Genomic DNA, 20,042 nt, shown 5'->3' with positions numbered 1-20,042 from the left:
ATCTCAGAAGGAATCCCCTGTTTTATTTTCTATAAAGCTATTCATCTTTTTATACATTCCTATTATGGCACGGTTTTAGGTTTCTCGTTTGTTACTTGATTACTCGAAAAATTGTATAAAATTTTGCATGCTCTTAGCGTGGTTTTTTCCAAAATACTAACGGTTCCCCTAGTAAGGCTGCATTCTTGATTTTGATTTAACCTATAGCAAACTTATGATTTTAAAATTATTCTTGCATTTGAATAGAAATACCATTATATTTGTATTAACAACTATATAAATAAAACATAACTTACGTGAAGGACACACCTTACGTACCATCCCAACGGTACAGGTGTGTCCTTTTTTACGTTCTAGGAGGAAAATATAATGGCAGAAGATAAGACAAACACTCAAACTGTAGAAGAACTTGAAATGGCTTTCGAAACAGAGAACCCACATGGTGACACGATGTTAGAAACAAACTTTGATCAATTTGAGCGAGTACGTGAACATGAACTAGAGGAATTAGCCCGTATGAAACGTGAGCGTACTGTAGGAAAAGGCTTGATTACAGTCGTATCCGAAAAGCTATTCCCAACTAAAAACGGAAAGTCTGAGCGTATACAAGTACTTACAATGCAAATTGGTACTCATACAACAGCATATTGCCCCATTACAGAGGCAGGTATAAATGTTCCTAAAAATCCTCAATGGCTAGTTGGTAGAACAAAGCCTTTAATCATTGAACACTTCCAGAAAACGGAGGAAGGCAACTTTGCTGTTGTATCTATCACAGCAGGGGAATTGGCACTTCAAAAAAGATTATATGAAGAAGTGACAGCGCAAGAGGGCAACAAGGTATACACAGGAACCGTTTCAGGACATATCCCATCTGCACAAACGGTCTTAGTTGAAGTGCATGGTGTAACAATAGGTGTAAGATACTCACACTGGTCCTATACATTTGTTCGTCCGGAGGATATTGTCATTGGTGATGTTGTTGAACTTATCATCGATAAAGTAGGGGAAAAGAATGGCCGTTATGAATTTAGAGGAAATAAAAAGAAACTAGAAACAGATCCAATTGAAAAATTGTTAGAACTAAAGAAACGCCGTGACCGATTTGTAGGTAAAATTGTAGGGGTAGACGCTATTGCGGGTATTTTCGTAGAGGTTGCACCAGGAATTCAGTTTAAAGGACTTAAGAGCCGTAATCTTGCCAATCCAACTGTAGAAGATGCGAAAAATCAAACGATTGTTACATGTGAGCTGCTTAATATCGACGCCAAAAATAGAAAAGGTACAGTGCGTATCCTAAATTATCCGCAGGGACAAAGTAAAAAAACTAATTCGTCAATTTTCCAATTTTAATGGATGACTATGCGTACAATAGAGAAACAATTGCCTACTTATGTCCCTTCTATTCCTCATTTATCAAGTGAGGATGTACAGGGACTTAAAATATATCGAATACATGAACTGGATAAAACCTATGTATTCCATTCTTTTGACGAATTGGTTAAGTTTAAGCAGCGTTTAACAGAAGAACAGTATACCGTACTTGCTTTCATTGGTGTTCATACATCTGTTCGATTTAATCATTTATTATATTTATTTAAGGATAAATATTCACGTAAGAAAATAAATGATGCACTTCAAGGATTACTTTACTACCGTCTAATTGAAAAATGGCAAGTGGAGAGTTTTGATATGGAGATCTTTGAAGAAACATATACGTTATCCGACAATGGTTACAAATTTTTAAAATACTGGCAGGGAAATATGTTCTTCTTTGCTCCAGAACGAATTGATAATCACGGTAAATATGTTCACCTACGTTATTGGCACGATATAGATTTAATCTGCCATCTACGTTATGCTCCATCGTTTTTAGGGCATATCATGCATCCATCTATTAGTAAAGGGGTTTTTACCCCTCCTTTAAGTTTTGCAGTGCAAGGCGGAGTAAATCATAAATTTAATTTTGTTGTATACTCCTCCCTATTAACAGATAAAAAGGATCGTTTAAAACGAATTATTGCTCGATGGAAAGATTTCGTAGAGTCAGGAAAAGATGTTATTATGCAAGATTTAGGAAACAATCCTACAGTCTTAGTTATATATGTTTCTACTGAAAACCAAGCAAAGCAAATTAATAATGAACTATTACTCGACCTGCTTCCTGGTAAAGTATTGTTATGTATAGGAGAAACCTTGCACATACAAGGATTACAACATGCATTTTATGAGCCCCTTGCAGAAGGGGAGATTAAACAATTAAATACAAAGTTATTCATAACAAACTAAGCCACCCCTGCACTCTTAAGGGGTGGCTAGTTTTCTCATATAAGCTTTAGAATTTCGTAATGTAGGCTAAACCTTTTTAAGTAGTTTTTCCATAAATTCATTATGTAACTGTATACCCTCGTCATATAGACTATTAAACTTATCTAGTGTATCTTCTTCTTCCATAGTAGGATCAAAATAAAGTATATCTGTAGCTTCCCATAATTTCGCCCCAGCTTTTCTAAATATTTTTTCTTCTTCTTCTAATTCTTTAGGCGGAATTGCAGTTAACACTTTATCAAGATGCTCCTGGGCTTGTCTCATAAGAGCTTGTACAGATTTTTTATCTTTCGCAAATGGTTTATCATCTTTAAAGCAAGCAAGAAATGCTTTTAATTCCTTAGAGACAATCGATATATATTCTTCTTTAGTAATACGTCTATAATCTCTATTTTTTTCATGAAGTTGGTTTCGTGCATTTTCACCTAATTTTTCCTCGAAGGAATTTGAGTAGTTAGACATTTCATCTAAATCTTTTTCGCTAGTGTTATCAAACATATTGGTTGATTTACTAGTTAATTCTGGCATTTTATTAATTTCATTAATTAACATTTTAGAGTATTTTTTATAGTCTTCATGTGCTTCTTTAAATTCAGAAGGAGCATTTATTTTTTGAATTTTATTAATGAGGGAAATAGCTTTTTCAGCATGTTCTTTTCTCTCATTAAATGATAGAGATTTGTCACTCGCCTTCTCCATCTCTTCACCAGATTCATGTCCTACCTTTGCTATTGCTTCAATATATTCTTCTTTAGATACTGAACACGCTGCTAATACTACAAAACACATAATAGCAGTAATAATTTTGTATAATTTCATAAATCCTCCTATATTTACATAAAATATTATTCAAATTCATTATTTTAACATATACAAATATAAAAAACAAACTTCATAATTACCATTTCAAATCGGTTGCAAACAATCTTCTCATTAAAAACAACTTAAGAAAATTAATTATCCTGTATCTGCCCCTATACAAATTACGGATTTTACGAAATAATATTCTTTGACACCTTTATGCAGAAAAACAATATATACAAATATAATCATTCGTGTAAAGGAATATATTTGAAAGGGGTAACACATTGCTACGTATACAACGAGGGTACATGTATGATCCAGATGATAATGAGGTCATTGTAAACGAAATTTTCTACAACGCTGCATCCGAACAAAAGTTAGGAAGCAAAATGGGTGTGTTTGCTGCAGAAAAACTCCCTACTTCCATTTTTAAAAAAGTTCAAGAAAACGAAAGTATGTCTTATATGGAAAGTATGGAAGTAGAAGAACAAACCATTCCAGAAATACTTTGTTATTTAGACCAAAATCAAAAACCAGAAAAACTCTATTTTGAAATGCAGTACATGAAGTAACAACAAGAACTGAAATAAGAGGGGATTTATAAACGTTGAAACAGGGGCATTATTATATAGTACATAAAACAACTATATATAAATTCCCTTCTTATTTATGTTCCCTTAAAACAATTGAATATGATATAAAAATAGATTAATATATAACTATATTTATTGTTTAATTGATTCCGTTTATTCCCACACCTTTTTTGTGTTGTGGTTGAGTTGTAGAAGCAAGTTGCGTCTTGTTTCATTTGTGAAAGGGCTTCTTTGAGCCGATTAGTGTATATATAGCTTATTTTGCTATGCACATTTTTAATCGACTTAAAGAAGCCCTTTTTGTGTTGTCTTTAAGTTAGGAAATACTTGTATTAGACCATTTAGGCTAAACGAATAATAAGAGTGACTAAAGCACAATTTTAAGGTGCTTTTTTCTATTTGGAGAGGGGAACTATTAATGAAATTTTATAAGGTTAGTTACGGGGAAAATCAAGCTATAGCACTTATTGCAGCCAATAGTCCATATGAAGCAGTAGGATTTTATTTAATGGAAGCGCAAAGTGATTATGGTGAAGTAGAGTACGTTAATATTAAACGATTAGATTTGCATGAGCGAGTAAAGGTAGATTATGGACATATAGCAATCTATGACACCGTAGAAGAAATCTATCATCGTCAAAAGATTGTACATTTCCCATGTGTTATAGCAAATTTACTACCATAAATTTAATAAAGTAGGTGTATATTATGAATGTTGAAAAAGAATTAAGAGAGATTTTATATTGTAAACAACTTATGAGGGATATGTTCTCTTTGTCAATTGAGAGAATCGAATATTTAGGTAAAGGGACAGTCTATATGTATTTTGCAGTAGTTTCAGAGCATGAACCGAATGTTTTCTATCGTATAGATAAAGATCTTGATACATTCAGGTTTGAAAAAGGCTCCTGGGCCTATGCTATTACACTGTAAAAAAGCTAATTTAGAGAATGTCGAATAATAAAAGCGGTAAGAAATTACAACCAAATCCAAGGGTTTATCATATCCTACTTTTGTTAAGAATTTCTGAACTCTCCGTTTTTAAGAACATTTCATAAAAGAGACATAGTACAGTAGATATAGAATGGAATGCAACTATAGAAAATATGGGATTTATATATAGGTAAGGAACTTGTTGCAATGCTAAAAGCACAAGGAATTAGAAAATGTAAACCTGAGAGGAGCACTACAATATGATTACAGTTAACCGAGGATATATGTATGATCCAGATGATAATGAGGTCCTAATTACCGAAATTTATTATGAAGCTGCTACAGATACTAAATTAGGAAGTAAAATGGATAGCTTATCTTACTCAGCCATTCCTAATGAGATTAAAGAAAAAATAGAAGCAGCTACTTCATTATCCTATGTGGAAAGCATTGAGATGTCTCAGCAATTAGCTGTCGTATATCAAAATGAAATTAACATGTATGGAAAACCAGAAAAATTATACTTTGAATTAACTAGTATATAAGAAGGAAAAAAGACATTGGACGTATTTGTTCAGTGTCTTTTTTATTAATTTATAGAGGAGATTATAAAATGAATAGTGTAACTGAAATAGAAACGAGTCTTTGGACAATTTGTGTAGGGGATATTTTTAGCAATGGTCGTATGCCGTACCATCTAAAAGTTGTAAAAATTGAAGTAGAAGATATGATGAAACCAGACGATGCGAAGATATATAGTATACCTGTTCACCCTAAAAATCATAGAAGGCGTATGAAAATAATGGATGTATCAGAACATATTTCTTATCGAGCTTGGTATTATAATGAATTTTGGAGCAAATAATATACTATGGATGAAAGAGTGATACGGTTGTCTCACTCTTTTTTACTTGCATTAAAAATAAAGATAGTTTAATATACAGATATATTTATTGTTTAATTGATTCCGTTTATTCCCACACCTTTTTTGTGTTGTGGTTGAGTTGTAGAAGCAAGTTGCGTCTTGTTTCATTTATGAAAGGGCTTCTTTGAGCCGATTAGTGTATTTATAGCTTATTTTGCTATGCACATTATTAATCGACTTGAAGAAGCCCTTTTTGTGTTGTCTTCAAGTTTGGAGTTATTGTATAGCCAGCACTTTAGGCAATTATTTTATTAATTAGGGGGAAACATCATGAATTTAGCCATGGAAAAATCACAAGGGAAATTACAAAATGATGCTCATTTACATGACATTATTGAAGAAATTAAAGAACTAGCTAATCCTTTATGGATCAGTTCTTTATCAATGTTGCAAGCGCACAATCAAAACTTCAATACGAAAGCTACGACATTTAAGGATATTACCATTTCTGATTTAAGAGATTTGAAAGTAAGTTTAAGTCTCATTAATGCAGCAAGGAATATCAGTTGTAAAAGTATAGAGGATTTGAATAAGCGTCTATCCATTCAATCAGGAAAAGATATTACTTCCTATGAGGATTGGTTGCTTCATGAAAACAGAGGAATTATATGTGAAATGATTGATGAATTTCGAAAGAAAGAGTGGAAACACCCAGATTCGAAATAACAAGTAATACAGGAGGATTATTATGACGAATATAATGGAAAGTTTACAAGCCGAATTTCCATTCGAACAATTAGGATGGAAGATTACAAATACATTTGAGAGCCAAGGTCGCTTTTTCGCGTATGTAGCTCCATTTGTTGACGCACGCGCCATTCAGGATCGATTTGATGAAGTATTCGGTATTGATAATTGGCAAGTGTCGTATGAAAAGTGGGGTGAGAAAGCAACGAAATGCACCATATCAGTGTTTTTGAATGAACGTTGGATATCAAAAGAGGATGGAAGTGAAGAATCTGACTATAGTTCTGTAAAAGGTGGCTTTTCAAATAGTTTAAAAAGAGCTGCTGTGCTTTGGGGCGTAGGAAGATACCTTTATAATATAAAACCTACTAAAGTAGAACTTTCTACACGTAGCAATGGCCCAAATAGTATCTATGTTTCTTATCAAAAGAAAGGATATTATTTTATACCACCTACTATGTTACAGCAAAAACATAAACAAGGAAGTTCAAAGAAGGAACCATCGAATGGCCAAGTAAGTCTAGGAGTATTAATTCAAAACATACAAGAGCTTGCAAAACCATTAAGTATTACATCCAGGGAGATTCTACTTGCCTATAATCACAATTATAACGCACAAGCGAGAACCTTTGAGGATACGACGATTGGTGGTTTAGAAGGAATGCTAACTAGTTTACAGTTGATTCACGAAGCGAAGAATATTCGTCCTGGAAATGAGAAACAGCTTAACCGGTGGTTATCAGCTCTTATTCCTGGTGATGTTACGTCCTTTAGAGAATGGTTACTTCATGATCATACAGAAGCCATTCATCAACTTATAGAACAGTTAAAAAAACAACAAAGCGCGTAAACCTTTGTTTTATAGCAGGAAAACGAATGAACAGGATATGAGGTCTGTTCTTTTTTTATTACTTTTTGGAGGGATTTGTTATGCAATTTACTATTAACCGTACATTATTTATCGAAAAATTAGAGAAAGCTAGTGCTACTGTAGACGTTAAAAACCCAATGCCGGCATTACAAGGTGTTTTATTGGATTGTAATTCAAAGGGAATGATTCTAATGGGTTCAGACGGTACAGAAACTGTAACATTAGTAACTCGCTTTAATGTAAACAGTGGGGATTGTACTGAACCGGGGAAGGTGCTTTTTGCAGCTGCTCCGGTACTTAAAACGATTAAGAAATTCAAAAGTGAATTCATCGGTCTTGAACATAAAAACAATGAGCTAAAAATTGTAGAAAGTAAGAAGAAACAATTTAGCTTTTGTACCATGGATCACGAAGAATATCCTGAAATTAAAATTGAAGCAGGGGAAGATTGGATTTTACTTTCACAAGACCAATTTGTATCAATGGCCAACGGAACATTACATGCTATTCCTGCAATGGATACACGTAAGATCCTAACAGGTGTGAACTTAAAATCAGTTGATAATAAGTTCTTTAGTATAGCAACTGATGCTCACCGTTTAGCCCGTTTACATTTTGATTGTACAAAGATCACTATCGCAAAAGATGGTGAAGTCGTGTTACCAATTAAGTCGCTTAAAACAGCTCTTAAGCTCTTTAATCGTGAAACAAATTTACAATTAAAGCTCATTAGTGATACACAGCTGTTGATCCGTGGTGAAAGTATTATCTATCAGTCTAGATTACTAGCTGGTACATATCCTGATACGGCACGTATGGTACCCGACGAATTTAAAAGTGAAATACAACTATCACGTGAAGAATTTAAAAACACGTTGGAGCAGCTTTCAGCATTTTCTTCCTTAATCGTGCTTACGTCAGAAGGAAAAGAAAGCATCCATCTTAAACCACAAAATTCTCAAGTAGGTACTGCAAGTGTAGAAATTCCATGTAATCAAGTAGAAGCATTTACATTGGCTTGTAATGTGGAATATCTGCTGCAAGCACTACAAACGATAACTTCTGAAACAATCGCGATAAAAATGATTAGTAATCAGAGACCTATCGTTGTAGTGGGAGCAGAGGATACAACTCACTCTAATCTGCAGTTAATTCTACCGGTTCGCGTGTAAGGGGGCATCCAAATGAGTATGAATCACAGTGACTTCTTTGACTTTTTACAGTCAAAAGAAGTCCTTCCTAATAATCAAGAACTTCGTCAATCCTTTGAATCGATTATAAATGGATTTATTGCGAACGAAATGCCTGATTTAGAAAACATACCATTAGAACATATAGATGAATTTGAAAAGCAATTTGAGCAGCTACGACATTATGTCACGTTTTATAGTGGTAATTCATTTCGTATAAATGGTCCAGATTGTGAATTAAAAGAAATGCTACATTTACATCTTTTCACTGAACAACTAGAAGATGTAGAAAAGCAGGGGCTAGAAGATGAGATATTTATTTAATCAAGGAAATGAGATGAAAGTATACATTCGGATAATACGTATACAAAAATTAATTCGCAAATATAACATCCCATTCTTAATCAATATCAATGATTTTCACAGGGACAAGTTGCATATCACAAGTGAACTATTATTCGAGTCGCTTGCGCGTTTTAACGAGCAAACACGTATATTTTGTCACTTTGCCTTTGGAACTGAAGAAGACCTGTTAGATGGGACGTTATTTAGCTCAGAAGACATGTATTCGAATTTTGCTTCAGATATTAGTTCTATGGCTGCGGAAGGATGTTACTTCGATACAGCTGGTTACTATTTATGTATAGGCTCGGAACATATAACACAATCTGATTTTCAATTCGTGTTACATGAATTTTCGTTTAACACCTATCAGAGTGAAGCGTATCCCAGTCATATTTTGATTGAATTTCTAGAGGATGGTTATGAACAGTACTCATTTGATGAATGGGTACTTTCTTATTATGAAATTATAATCCGTCTTGCAGCAATGATTCGAGAAAAGACGAAGGGGAACCAGGTATGAAATTATTATTTACATACAATCACCAGAAAGTAAGAAAGTATGTACTTTCGTTAAAAATACAAAAGAATGCTCACTTACTTCATGAATTACTTGAAGATAAGAAACATGAAGAAGAAATCTACATATTAGATTGTTTAGAGCACTCAAGAGAAATAGACTTCAGTAAGATTTCAGAACGATCCATTCAACAAGTAATGGCTTCTGTTTCTTATTTAGAGGAAGACTCCAATTTCCCAATTGGTTTAATTGATTCGAAAACTTTACTTGAAATAATCATGATTGCGGAAAAATCTTTAGATACTGATCTTTCCTGCTTCTATACATCGCAATTGTATCTTATGGAGATATTTATGCGTATGTATAGATTAGGTATTCCGGTAAAAGATTATTACCCAACTTATTTAGAACAAGATAATTTCGAAGAATACGATTGTGAGGAGTCATTTAAAAGCTGGGGTGATGACTTAATTCAAGATATGAAATTACATCACGAAGAGGTAGATAGCGACGATCAAGATACTCTAATCAAATATTCGGATCTATTTCATATATCCATGGATGAGATAAACCGCATTATTGAGAATGCATGGAGTCCAATTGGTGAAATGCTCTCTAATATCAAGATAGAGAATCAAAGTTTCTTTCATTCAATCCAGAATCAGTTTGATATACGTATGCTTTACCAAGCTGAAGAGGAAAAACTTTACCTTTTCTATGATGATGATACATATTTTCCAGCAATTAAACGAATTGAGATGTTACTTCGTATCTTTGAAGAGATACAGTTAACAAAAAATATAGCAAGTTAGTACAGAGGGCCTAAAAATGAAGAAATTATTTAGCTATTCATCTAATGTAGTGATGTCAAACTACTTACTATCACTTAAGTTAAACAAAACTTATAGCATCGTAAATTGGGAGCAAATTCAACAAAGATATCAAGAGGAAATATATATATTAGAAAGCCTTTCTAAAGATATAGAGATAGATTTTAACAAAATTTCTCATGGAGCAATTGGTAAAATCCAAACTTGTGTGGACTTTCTAGATGAAAACCAAACAATAAGGTGGGAGGACATAGAATCAACAGATACGATTGTCATCTTCTTACTTTCCATGAACCTATTAAACATAAATCTATCTAAATTTTATTCATGTCAATTTCATTTCTTACGTTACTTTAAAAGCATGCATGAGCTTTCGATTGATGTAACACAGTATTCTCCCTCGTATTTAGAACGAGAGAATATCTATGAATTAGACCATGAAGAAGGATTTAAAGAACTGGGTACGGACATGATCGAAGAGATGGGCTTAGAAGCTTTTCCAATTGATAAAGAAGAGTATGAAAAGCTCTCTATACTATTCGACATACCATTAAAGGAAATAAAGGAAGCAGCAGAGGACACATGGGGTGTTATAGCTGAAACAATAGACGGCATATCACCGAAGCATAAAGACAAAATTTCTAAATTACTAGATTGTTATCCAGTAAAGTATTCTTACCAAATTGATGAAGAATCTCTTTATCTCTATTATGGCGACGAACCATTATACGGACCATATAAATTTGAGATGTTACTAGATTTATTGGAAACAATATACGCAGGGGGAAATAACAAATGAAGACAGTAGCAATATTTGATGCTTTAGAGCCAAAAGGAATTGTAACCATTCAGCAATTTAACAACGAATTATCACGTGGAGAAACTGCCGTTACTTTTAAGGACTTTTATTTAGCTTTAAAAGAAGTTATGGAGCAGGGTACACAAGATAATACTCATTACTCTAGTGGCGTACTCCCAAAAGGTTGTATAAAACACGAGGTGTTATCTAAGAGTGGAGATAAACAAGCTGTTTGGATTGAAGTACCAAAGGCTCAGTGGGATATTCATTTTTTTGAACGACCGTTTCAACAAGTAGGCTTTCCACGTCTATTATTTCGTTATACGGTGTACCAAAAACGAGTTACGAATATCTCTGTCTTTGCTGTAAAAGAAGATATGGAGTTAGAAGAAGGAATGAAATTATATCAATTTCCATATTCTAATGTTCATCCTAGTGGATCTGTATGTACGGGTAGAGTTGTGATACCTGAATTCCGGACTTTAAAAGATTTAGAAACATTTCATGTTTTATTCTTTGCAAGTTCTTTTAATCACGACCTTACACATACTCATACGGAACCAGTTGGAGAGCTATTTAAACGATTTGAAAACCAAAGTTTTGATGATTCTATTTTAATGGAATCGGAAATGACTTTTTAATACACGCTCTTTAGAGTGATTGTTTATTAGAAGTAGGGGAATTTTTATTAAGAATAATAATTTTGTTGGAGTTTAGGTTAGAAACATTGGATCCAACATGCTTAGGAGGAAATACAGTGTATTTAGATTATGAAACACGAATGAGAATTGAGAGAGAAAGACAACGAATTATTAAGTTTTTAAACGAGAAGGGTATTACACAAAATTCAGATGGCAAAAGAGTCAATGATTTACCACTTTGGCCATTAACTTTAATGGAAAATAAGTTACTGGCAGATAGTAATTAGGTACATCGAATTTCTAAAATAGCAGGACTATATATAAGCAAAGATACTAGGAGGATTTTTTATTATGACAAACTTATTCGATTTTTTTGATATGGAAACACAAGTAGAGGAAACAACAGTACCAGTGAAAAAAGCTGCTTCAGAGCAAGCCACTGCTAAAAAGGAAGAAAAAAAGGAAAAAGCAAAAGGTAAGACAAAGAGTAGTAAGAAAGCTAAGGCTACAAAATCTACAGATTGTCTAGATAAAATCAATACAACAACGGTTGTTCGTCACGTAGTATTCGGAGATATACCGTTAGTAGATTGGTTTACAGAAGAAGAAATTGCACATGGAATCGCTGTTCAAAATGGAGATTCAACAGATGTAAGAAAAATAGAAGCAGAGGACATCCGCGTAAAATTAGAGCATCGTTATCCCTCATTTGTTAAAGGCTTAACTGTCATTAAATATGATGAGGATACAAATGCACTACTTCCGATTTTAACTGTCGGCGCAAAAGGAGCAAGTACTGTAGAGGGACAATCTATTTCAGATTGTCCTTTTTCTTTTCTTAGTATTTGGCGGGATCACTTTTTACCTGGGGATTTTATTCCGAGGATCTTATTAATGGACTTTATCATTATTGCACAGGCCATTTCTCGTAAACGTGATTGCGAATTACATGCTGATATCTATTTCAATAAGGAGCGTGGTTATTTTATGGACTTTCCACGCCAGCAGGTAGCAACTGAAATTGTAATCCCAGAAACGAATATAGAGATGCAGTCTATCGCTATGAAAGTTATGGAGATACACAGTCATCATCGTTTCTCTGCTGAACCAAGTGATTTAGATGATCAAAGTGAACGGGCTCCTATTCTTTATGCAATTGTTGGCAGAATAGAGGATGTTTTCCCTGAACTACGTGTACGCACTTGTATAAATGGGGAATTTCATTCTATTAATCCTAACTTTATATTTGCAGGAGAATATGCAACGAAAGGGATAAGCCAAGATTACGATTTAAGTAGGATCACACTTTTAAAATAAATACACAAGGGGGGCGTAAAAGAGACATATTTTTATGTCTCTTTCTTTATTATGACAACATTAAAAACAATTCGCGTTTCAATGTTTACAAAGATAAAGCACTACATGTTAGTTCTTACAAAGAATAAACAAGCAATAGAGGAATCGCATGATGACTATAAGCTATTTCAATTTATGTGCAAGTTAGAGATGAATCACATATATGAAGCATTAGAAGGACAGAGGAAGAATACTCATATTGATTTAGACATACATCAAGAATATGTAGATACGCTTGTTGTGCAGTTAAATTTACTTCAATATGTTGTAGGCATTGTGCAAGAGGAAGGAGTCATTTATGCTGCATCGATACTAGTGATGCATTCATTTGACTTGTATACCGTGCATAGGCTTACAAATTTATCGATTCCATTTCTACGAAATTTAGAGAATACACTATCAAAAGAAAAATAGGGGGCTATAAAAATGAGTATTGTTATTGATATTGCAGAAGGAAAGAAGATTGTACCACATATTGTATTAGTAGGTGCTGGAGGAAACGGAGGATTAATTTTACAACATATTGCTCAAATGATGAGTATTTTTCAATTGGATGGCGAAATTGTAGTTGCAGATCCAGACACGGTTGAAGAAAAAAAACTTGGAAATCAACTCTTTATTCGACCTGATGTTGGTAAATACAAAGCAGAAGTACTGGCTCGTCGATATAAAGTTGGCTATAACGTTCCTATCTCTTCCTTTACGTCACAGTACATAGAAGACATAGAAACAATGCAGCAGTTGTTTTGTAATAAATATGATTTATTAAAAAAACAACATAAAGACGACTACTTGTATCTGCCAATTGTAATTGGGGCAGTAGATAATATGTTTTCTCGTGAAGTCTTTCATCAATTCTTCCATCAATCGGATAATCTTCTTTACATCGATGTAGGGAATACAGCTGTAACCGTTCCTGATAATTGGAGAGAAGTAAATAAAAGACATTGGACACCTCAACAAATAGCTGATTATAAAAACAGTGGTTATAACGGACAAGCAGTATGTGGAGTTAAATTGAATGGCGAAGTCATTCTTTCACCGCTTGGTGATTTATTTCCGGATGCTTTTACGAAAAAAGAAACGGCTCCAAGTCAATTAAGTTGTTCCGAATTAGCTGCTTCAGAACCACAGCGCGTTATTACCAATAAGTTCGCTGCCATGACTGTTGCTCAATTCGTTAACGAACTCTTTGATGAAGGTACCGTATCGAATCACTATATCATTTTCCAGGCTCAAAAGGCTTTTATGAAAGCTGCACCAATTGAGGGGTAATGATATAGGAGGGGACAAGATGAGAGTGTATCAATTAGATTCCACTCAATTGCAACACAGTTTAACACCAACAAACATGTGTAATGGTGTTCTACAATACTACCAATATAAACAGTATACCGTTGTATCTGTACTGGATTTATCAAAGCAAGATTCCGAAATGATACCATTGCTTCTGGCTTGTTTAGCAGAGGCTTTGATTCATTTCAATCCGGATTCTTTTTTAGCGAAGGATGAATCTAGCATCTTATATTGGTGTAGAAAGAACTTTCAAGGATTTCATAGTATCTCTGACGATGGATTTTCACAAGATTTCAAGCAGATATACGAATGTTATCAAGCATTGCAGAACGTTGGGAAACAAGAGAAAAATATAAAAATAAATATGTAATAGCAAGGAGAAGGGAAACGTATGTATAATATACTTAAACGTCAATATAATTACTTTATCCGAGGAGTGATTCGGATTAACGAAGAAGTACAAAGGGAATTGGACCTATTGGTGCAAAAGATTCGTGAAACTGTATCTTCTGTCCAAAAAATTATCCTTTTTGGCTCTCATGCATATGGCACACCAAATGAAGACAGTGATTTTGATCTCTGTATTGTTGTGGAAGGTGTCGGGGAAAGAAAAAGAGAAGTCATTAATCGTATCAATTGGGGTATTTATGATGCTATGGAAACACCAGTTGATATTTTAGTGTATGGACCAGAAGAGTTTCAAGAACGCGCTAGCCGTACCGTTACTATGGAACATAAGATTGCACTAGAAGGGAAGGTCCTATATGAGAAATACTGAGGATCTAAAAGAGTGGGTATTTATTGCAAAATCTGATTTAGATTCTGCTGGTTACTTAACTCACATGAAGCCTTTCCCTACTGCAATTATTTGTTATCATAGTCAACAATGCGTGGAAAAACTTCTAAAAGGATTTCTTGCACTAAACGGTAAGACAGTTCCAAAAACTCATAACCTTTTAATGCTGCACAAATCGTGTCGGAAATTAGATGAGGAATTCTCATTGATTTTAGAACAGTGCGTGCAGCTAAATGGTTATGCTACAGACATTCGTTATCCGTATTTTGAAGCACTTACTGTTCAAGATGGATTAATCGCTATACAACATGCTCAAAAAGTAATGAGTTTTTATATGGAAAAGTTAAACAAGTTGAATATACATGAAATCACAGTTGATTAAAAATAGAGGATATACATAAAAGAGAGTGCCTATTAGATAGGGACTCTCTTTTTCTATCTAATAAAAAAGGAGGAATGCTCCATGGCAATATGAAATGATACTTTGCTATGGGGATAACAATATAACTATGAATATTTATTAAGAAATTAAAGAGGAATCACCAAGTAATAAAGTGGCAATGCAATGTTTCAAACGTGTAATATAAATTTAACTAGACTCAAAAACATGAGTTTAGTACTGTACTAAACCCATGTTCTAGAAGTTATTTACTTTTTATACTTATTCTATTTAATATTCTCGTAATCAGATACCCAAATGACACTGTCCTTAATTAAATATTCATTAGAAGTTTCATCTTCGTAGGAGGTAACCTTTCGGACCTCTAGTAAATTATTTAATAATAATTCTTTTTCTGTTGCAGATAGAGTATTTATTTCATCTTCTAGCCAAATAGAAACTAAATGATATGCCTGCCAGTTGAAAGCAATGTTATTTAAAAATAACGGCTTTTCCAATTGAGTTTGATATTCGACGAATTTATTTTTATACTCTACTATTTGTTCATCTAAAGCTATAATTAGCTGAGAATCTAATAAATCATTTTCATTTATCTGTAATCTTAAATAAAAGTGATCAAACTTAGATTCGGCGGCCGACTTCCAACTTTGAAAAACTTCAACTAATGCACAAATCACTTTCTTTTTATACCAAATTGGTAAATCCTGTGTATCTAGATAATTAAAAGTTTTTACATAATCAAAATGGTTAACCTCTAAAAATTTATTATCAAATTGACTATTCTCTACTTTCCATTCATTCAGCTTTCTTACTCTTCTTTTCCAACCTCTAATTTTTTTCAAGAAATAATACACCTCTGTTCAAACTATTATATTTTTATAGATCTACCTTTAACAGGACCTTTTATCATGTCACCAGTAAGTGGATCCATACTTCCTAGATGCTTACCTTTACTATCATAAACCTCAATGTCGTTATGAGTATGATCCCATTCATAGTATTTCTTTTTTGAACCTTTACCACTAGTTTTTGTTTTTCCTTTATGTGGTGATAGACCTTTCCACACTGGACTATTTGATTTTGTTAGTTGCTTAGAAACTTGTCTTAAAGCAGTTTTTCCCCATTTTTTTATAGCAGCTTGGATACCTGCTCTGGCTACTAAAGCTAATACCACTGGAACGGCTGGTATTACAGAAGCTTGAAGTTTTGTTGTATCATACTCATATATTTTACCAGTTTTTTGATTTCTAAAGTTGGCGATGAATACTTCTTCATTTGATTCAATGACTTCAACATCAAAATTTACTTTTATTTCTTCTCCATTTTCATCAATAAAGTTTCCATTAACCTGAATATCACCTGTTTCTTTATCTAAAGAAACATCCGTTGATGCGGTAAAATCTTCAGCATTTACTGCACTTTCTACTATAATTTCTGCACTATTATCTGTAACAACCTCAACGTTCAATCCTTCTGAAACGCTACTATCAACTTGTTGTTCTACATTTTGATCAATTAGGTCTGTTTCTTGTGTTGCAGCATTAGCTTCATGAACAACAATCCCTAAATTAGGAATTAAAGTAATAAATAAAGTCAATATCATTATTTTTATTAATAATTTTTGCATCTTTAGTCACTCCTAGTCATTTTTGTATTAAACCATAGCCAAATTCATTATCATAACCCGTACTTCCTAGATCTATTGAACGCTCAATTAAAATTTTTTTAATTTGGTCCAAGTTAAGCGTATTATCGCCCTCAGCTAATAATGCAGCTATAACACCAGTTGCAAATGCAGTTGCAAACGATGTTCCACTATATGTGGAATACCCTCCATCTTGATTAGTTGACAATATATCAACTCCAGGAGCTGCAAAATCTATTTTTCCTTTGGCAGATGAGCTAGCACGTTTAAATTCTTTATTTACTGATGATATAGATATAACATTTTCATACTTAGCGGGATAGTCTACACCCAATCCATAAGTATTACCGGCAGCAGCTACTACAATAATTCCAGAATCTACTGCTTCATCTATTGCTTTTTTTAATTCAGGACTTTCAGATTGTAACCCAAAGCTAATGTTTAATATATTAACTCGTTGTTCTATACACCAGCGTATACCTTTAATAAGATGGTCAACATCGCCTTTACCTTGCTTATCAAGGACTTTGACGTCATAGAGTTGAATGTTTGGCATTACACCTAAAATTCCTAAATTATTATTTTCAGCAGCTATGATTCCAGCAATAGCAGTTCCATGGCCAGTTTCATCAATAATAGGATTATTTAAATTAATAGTATTGAATTCTTTTACAACTTTACCTTTTAAATCTTCATGTTCTTTATATATACCATTATCCAAAATAGCAACCTTGATTTTATTTTGAATACCAGTAAATCTATCTTCTATTACAGCCTTTCTTCCCCAAGTTACAGATTGTTCTTCTTTTTTGTAGGGAATGTTAGATTTTGTTTTTGATAACGTAGACTCACTATAAAAAACAAAATAAAAAAGTGAACTACACAAAACTAGTACTGTTAGTATAATAATTAAAATCTTTTTAACCTTATTCACCTCTTTTCTACATGTTTTCAAGGTATGTATTGTAATTAATACTATTTAATCCAAATATAAAGATATCATTCGCGAAAACGCTTTATAAGTCTGCAAATTATTTCTTTTTTATGTTAATATTTACATATAGTAATTGCGATAATTAACGTGGTTTACTATACATGATATTAATGGTGAAGAAGATTTATTTGTCATAATGTCAATGAACGAAAAGCCCGAAATCTTTTTGTTATAAATAGATGTCACTGTAAAAAATGCATTAAAAAACATCTTGAACCAAATTAATTGAACTCGGGAGTTTTTTTAGTACCAAGATATATTCATTTTTAACGAATTCCAACTAGAATTCTCCTTCCTCTAAGCGCAACGTAGGTGGGGATGAATTACAAAATCAGCAAAAACTTAATAAAAAGATATGACATTTCCTGAAGAAGTTCCTTCACTAAGGTAATTCTTAATATAATGAGATTGGATTTAATACGTATAAAAATGTTCTTTAGGTACCACTACATGAATCCGAGGGAGTTTGGGATGTTCTAAAATCATTTCTACAAATTGAGATGTTATCTGTCTTTGAATTAGAGTAATACTTAAAAGTAAAAGCGAAGAGGAGATTATAATGGAATTTAAGGAACTTATGAAGTACATAGAAGAAAATAAAGAAAAGTACTTCGAGGAATTAATGAAGAGCAATAAAAATCTAATTAAAGAAATAGCTTTAAAAATAGAGGACGAAAAGTAAACTGACAAAAAAACAGCAAAGCAAATGGAGATTTGACGATTGTATAGAGGGGAAAGCAACTCAAATGAATGATTTAACAATACGGCTTAAAGACTTAGGAGTTAGTAGATGGAGATTTCTAAAACTAAACTTTAAAACAGTTGTACACCAAAAAACACTATGTCATTATAAAGAAACGATAACCAAGAATACTGTTACAATTTACAAAATGCATAATTAATATACCTGTATACGAAATAATTACCCCCCCTCTATTATGATTTAAAGCAGAGGGAGTTTATTGTTTAATAATAAATCCAATAGAGCCAATTAAGATATGAATCAAAGTGAAATATCACCAATAAACCCCTCAACACGATTATTTGATATAAATATTTTATATCAAATTCCTTTATATGACTTATAAATTCAAATATTGATAATATCTTTTCAACGATATTTTAGTCTTAAAACCAATTCTAGCAATTAATTCACTTTCAGAAAGTCCTTGCTTAATAAGGCGAAGAATAAATGTGTTTCTCATCTGTTGTGCAGAAATACGCCTATCTAATTCTGCTCGTTTCACCTCAAGTCGGATCATCTTTTGTATAGCAACCTCAGACAAAGCCTTTGGTGCATCATTTTCGTAAACCCATCGATAAGTACCTCGATTAAAATCAAATGCCACAAATAGGGGATTATCTGTGTGCTGTCGAGGTCTTACAGGTTCAGGGATAGTCAAATAATATTTGTAAAGCTGTTGTGTATCTTCGGATGTTAAGAAGATGGATCTAGTAACTCCGTTTTCTCCTGGAACAATTAAAGTGTTCCTAGCAAACTGTATATGGTTCATATTAAGCGATACAAGCTCTTGTAAAGACAAACCATAGTTTACTATTAAATTAATTATACAAGCGTTTCTATCCATGATTAGAGGACGGTATTTAGCTTGTCTCTCTGTTAATCCCTTAGTTGATAGAACGGTTTGTTTTAAAAGTGCTTCTTCCGATTCGGTTATAAAATCATTGTCATTTAGTGATTGATCCGGAATTAAAGAGAGATGAATATCATCTAATGGACTAACTATACCTAAAAACATGTGTAATTTTTTTAAAACCACCCAGATCCTGTGCCTTGTTTTAAGAGAATATTCTCGTTTGTTTTCTAACACTGAGAAATAAGCTTGATAAGCATCTACAGATATTTCATTCCATGATTTGATATGTAAAAGCAACTCATTTTCATTTAACCATCTATAAAAATCTTTAATATCGTATGTATAGCGTTGGATTGTAGAATGCTTTCGACTTTTTTCACTTAAATATGTAGAGAAAGCTTCTAAAGTTTCCTCTAAGCTAATTGTCTCGTTCAATATAATCACCTAATTTCTTTGGATATATTATAACAGAAAATAAGTGAAAGACCTGCTAC

The 20,042-nt window shown here is 33.1% G+C and carries 28 protein-coding genes; 23 read left to right on the top strand and 5 right to left on the bottom strand.

Translation table 11 applies throughout. From position 1 onward, the window contains the following. Positions 1–369: 369 nt before the first annotated feature. Both AU379_RS24230 and AU379_RS24225 read left to right on the top strand, forming a co-directional pair. Positions 370–1,353 (top strand): hypothetical protein, encoded by a 984-nt coding sequence (locus AU379_RS24230; RefSeq protein ID WP_061139874.1) that lies wholly within the window; start codon positions 370–372, stop codon positions 1,351–1,353. Between the two features lie 9 nt (positions 1,354–1,362). Beyond that, entirely contained in the window at positions 1,363–2,289 is a 927-nt protein-coding gene (locus AU379_RS24225; protein ID WP_061139873.1) for a hypothetical protein, read from the top strand. Between the two features lie 66 nt (positions 2,290–2,355). On the opposite strand, the gene AU379_RS24220 is transcribed toward AU379_RS24225, so the two are convergent. Further along, a complete protein-coding gene (locus AU379_RS24220; RefSeq protein WP_046647683.1) occupies positions 2,356–3,147 on the bottom strand; it encodes a hypothetical protein in 792 nt (263 codons plus the stop codon). A gap of 293 nt (positions 3,148–3,440) precedes the next feature. On the opposite strand from AU379_RS24220, the gene AU379_RS24215 reads away from it, so the two are divergent. The 20 genes from AU379_RS24215 (at position 3,441) to AU379_RS24125 (ending at position 15,293) form a co-directional block, all read left to right on the top strand. After that, a complete protein-coding gene (locus tag AU379_RS24215) occupies positions 3,441–3,704 on the top strand; it encodes a hypothetical protein (protein WP_001996246.1) in 264 nt (87 codons plus the stop codon). Between the two features lie 439 nt (positions 3,705–4,143). Then, positions 4,144–4,410 (top strand): hypothetical protein, encoded by a 267-nt coding sequence (locus AU379_RS24210; protein WP_061139872.1) that lies wholly within the window; start codon positions 4,144–4,146, stop codon positions 4,408–4,410. 23 nt (positions 4,411–4,433) lie between these two features. Continuing rightward, the gene (locus tag AU379_RS24205) at positions 4,434–4,658 is read left to right on the top strand and encodes a hypothetical protein (protein WP_046647679.1); all 225 of its coding nucleotides are present in this window, start codon (positions 4,434–4,436) and stop codon (positions 4,656–4,658) included. A gap of 260 nt (positions 4,659–4,918) precedes the next feature. Then, on the top strand, positions 4,919–5,203 hold the full coding sequence (locus AU379_RS24200; protein WP_061139871.1) for a hypothetical protein: 285 nt from the start codon (positions 4,919–4,921) through the stop codon (positions 5,201–5,203). A 68-nt stretch (positions 5,204–5,271) separates the two neighbouring features. Continuing rightward, positions 5,272–5,523 carry a hypothetical protein gene (locus tag AU379_RS24195; protein ID WP_001089681.1) on the top strand — a complete coding sequence of 84 codons (252 nt, stop codon included), beginning with the start codon at positions 5,272–5,274 and terminating at the stop codon, positions 5,521–5,523. 330 nt (positions 5,524–5,853) lie between these two features. Continuing rightward, entirely contained in the window at positions 5,854–6,249 is a 396-nt protein-coding gene (locus AU379_RS24190) for a hypothetical protein (RefSeq protein ID WP_061139870.1), read from the top strand. A 22-nt stretch (positions 6,250–6,271) separates the two neighbouring features. Next, a complete protein-coding gene (locus AU379_RS24185; protein ID WP_000181839.1) occupies positions 6,272–7,120 on the top strand; it encodes a Rad52/Rad22 family DNA repair protein in 849 nt (282 codons plus the stop codon). Positions 7,121–7,200: 80 nt separating this feature from the next. After that, positions 7,201–8,313 carry a DNA polymerase III subunit beta gene (gene dnaN / locus AU379_RS24180; RefSeq protein WP_061139869.1) on the top strand — a complete coding sequence of 371 codons (1,113 nt, stop codon included), beginning with the start codon at positions 7,201–7,203 and terminating at the stop codon, positions 8,311–8,313. Between the two features lie 12 nt (positions 8,314–8,325). Further along, a complete protein-coding gene (locus tag AU379_RS24175; RefSeq protein WP_000062338.1) occupies positions 8,326–8,655 on the top strand; it encodes a hypothetical protein in 330 nt (109 codons plus the stop codon). Continuing rightward, positions 8,639–9,196 carry a hypothetical protein gene (locus AU379_RS24170; protein WP_061139868.1) on the top strand — a complete coding sequence of 186 codons (558 nt, stop codon included), beginning with the start codon at positions 8,639–8,641 and terminating at the stop codon, positions 9,194–9,196. The genes AU379_RS24175 and AU379_RS24170 overlap by 17 nt, the downstream gene beginning before the upstream one ends. Continuing rightward, entirely contained in the window at positions 9,193–10,005 is an 813-nt protein-coding gene (locus AU379_RS24165) for a hypothetical protein (RefSeq protein ID WP_061139867.1), read from the top strand. Before AU379_RS24170 ends, AU379_RS24165 begins: the two co-directional genes overlap by 4 nt. Positions 10,006–10,021: 16 nt before the next feature. After that, positions 10,022–10,822 carry a hypothetical protein gene (locus AU379_RS24160; protein ID WP_061139866.1) on the top strand — a complete coding sequence of 267 codons (801 nt, stop codon included), beginning with the start codon at positions 10,022–10,024 and terminating at the stop codon, positions 10,820–10,822. Beyond that, on the top strand, positions 10,819–11,463 hold the full coding sequence (locus tag AU379_RS24155; protein ID WP_000859312.1) for a hypothetical protein: 645 nt from the start codon (positions 10,819–10,821) through the stop codon (positions 11,461–11,463). The genes AU379_RS24160 and AU379_RS24155 overlap by 4 nt, the downstream gene beginning before the upstream one ends. A 116-nt stretch (positions 11,464–11,579) precedes the next feature. Then, a complete protein-coding gene (locus tag AU379_RS30735; RefSeq protein WP_000280379.1) occupies positions 11,580–11,750 on the top strand; it encodes a hypothetical protein in 171 nt (56 codons plus the stop codon). Between the two features lie 64 nt (positions 11,751–11,814). Then, on the top strand, positions 11,815–12,780 hold the full coding sequence (locus AU379_RS24150; protein WP_061139865.1) for a hypothetical protein: 966 nt from the start codon (positions 11,815–11,817) through the stop codon (positions 12,778–12,780). Between the two features lie 51 nt (positions 12,781–12,831). After that, entirely contained in the window at positions 12,832–13,233 is a 402-nt protein-coding gene (locus tag AU379_RS24145) for a hypothetical protein (protein ID WP_061139864.1), read from the top strand. Positions 13,234–13,245: 12 nt separating this feature from the next. Further along, entirely contained in the window at positions 13,246–14,094 is an 849-nt protein-coding gene (locus AU379_RS24140; protein ID WP_061139863.1) for a ThiF family adenylyltransferase, read from the top strand. Between the two features lie 19 nt (positions 14,095–14,113). Continuing rightward, complete coding sequence (locus AU379_RS24135; protein WP_061139862.1) at positions 14,114–14,485, top strand: hypothetical protein; 372 nt, start codon at positions 14,114–14,116, stop codon at positions 14,483–14,485. A 21-nt stretch (positions 14,486–14,506) separates the two neighbouring features. After that, positions 14,507–14,893, top strand: a complete 387-nt coding sequence (locus tag AU379_RS24130) for a nucleotidyltransferase domain-containing protein (protein WP_061139861.1) — start codon at positions 14,507–14,509, stop codon at positions 14,891–14,893. Then, a complete protein-coding gene (locus AU379_RS24125; RefSeq protein ID WP_061139860.1) occupies positions 14,880–15,293 on the top strand; it encodes a HEPN domain-containing protein in 414 nt (137 codons plus the stop codon). The genes AU379_RS24130 and AU379_RS24125 overlap by 14 nt, the downstream gene beginning before the upstream one ends. 284 nt (positions 15,294–15,577) lie before the next feature. Here AU379_RS24125 and AU379_RS24120 read toward each other — a convergent pair whose 3' ends face one another. The 3 genes from AU379_RS24120 to AU379_RS24110 are packed head-to-tail and all read right to left on the bottom strand — an operon-like array spanning position 15,578 to position 17,890. Beyond that, positions 15,578–16,153: a hypothetical protein gene (locus AU379_RS24120; RefSeq protein WP_061139859.1), complete on the bottom strand. Its 576-nt coding sequence runs from the start codon at positions 16,151–16,153 to the stop codon at positions 15,578–15,580. 26 nt (positions 16,154–16,179) lie between these two features. Then, positions 16,180–16,938 carry an SAR2788 family putative toxin gene (locus tag AU379_RS24115; protein ID WP_061139858.1) on the bottom strand — a complete coding sequence of 253 codons (759 nt, stop codon included), beginning with the start codon at positions 16,936–16,938 and terminating at the stop codon, positions 16,180–16,182. 16 nt (positions 16,939–16,954) lie between these two features. Then, positions 16,955–17,890 (bottom strand): S8 family peptidase, encoded by a 936-nt coding sequence (locus AU379_RS24110; RefSeq protein WP_046647649.1) that lies wholly within the window; start codon positions 17,888–17,890, stop codon positions 16,955–16,957. Positions 17,891–18,509: 619 nt separating this feature from the next. On the opposite strand from AU379_RS24110, the gene AU379_RS31165 reads away from it, so the two are divergent. Beyond that, positions 18,510–18,632, top strand: coding sequence for a hypothetical protein (locus tag AU379_RS31165; RefSeq protein WP_269769373.1), 123 nt, complete (start codon positions 18,510–18,512; stop codon positions 18,630–18,632). A gap of 400 nt (positions 18,633–19,032) precedes the next feature. Here AU379_RS31165 and AU379_RS24105 read toward each other — a convergent pair whose 3' ends face one another. Further along, on the bottom strand, positions 19,033–19,992 hold the full coding sequence (locus AU379_RS24105) for a site-specific integrase (protein WP_061139857.1): 960 nt from the start codon (positions 19,990–19,992) through the stop codon (positions 19,033–19,035). Positions 19,993–20,042 lie beyond the last annotated feature (50 nt).

It is taken from the genome of Bacillus sp. JH7, from assembly GCF_001563515.1.
Taxonomy (GTDB): Bacteria; Bacillota; Bacilli; order Bacillales; family Bacillaceae_G; genus Bacillus_A; species Bacillus_A cereus.
Note: the sequence above shows the minus strand (reverse complement) of the source record. Positions and strands in the feature narration are given on the sequence as shown.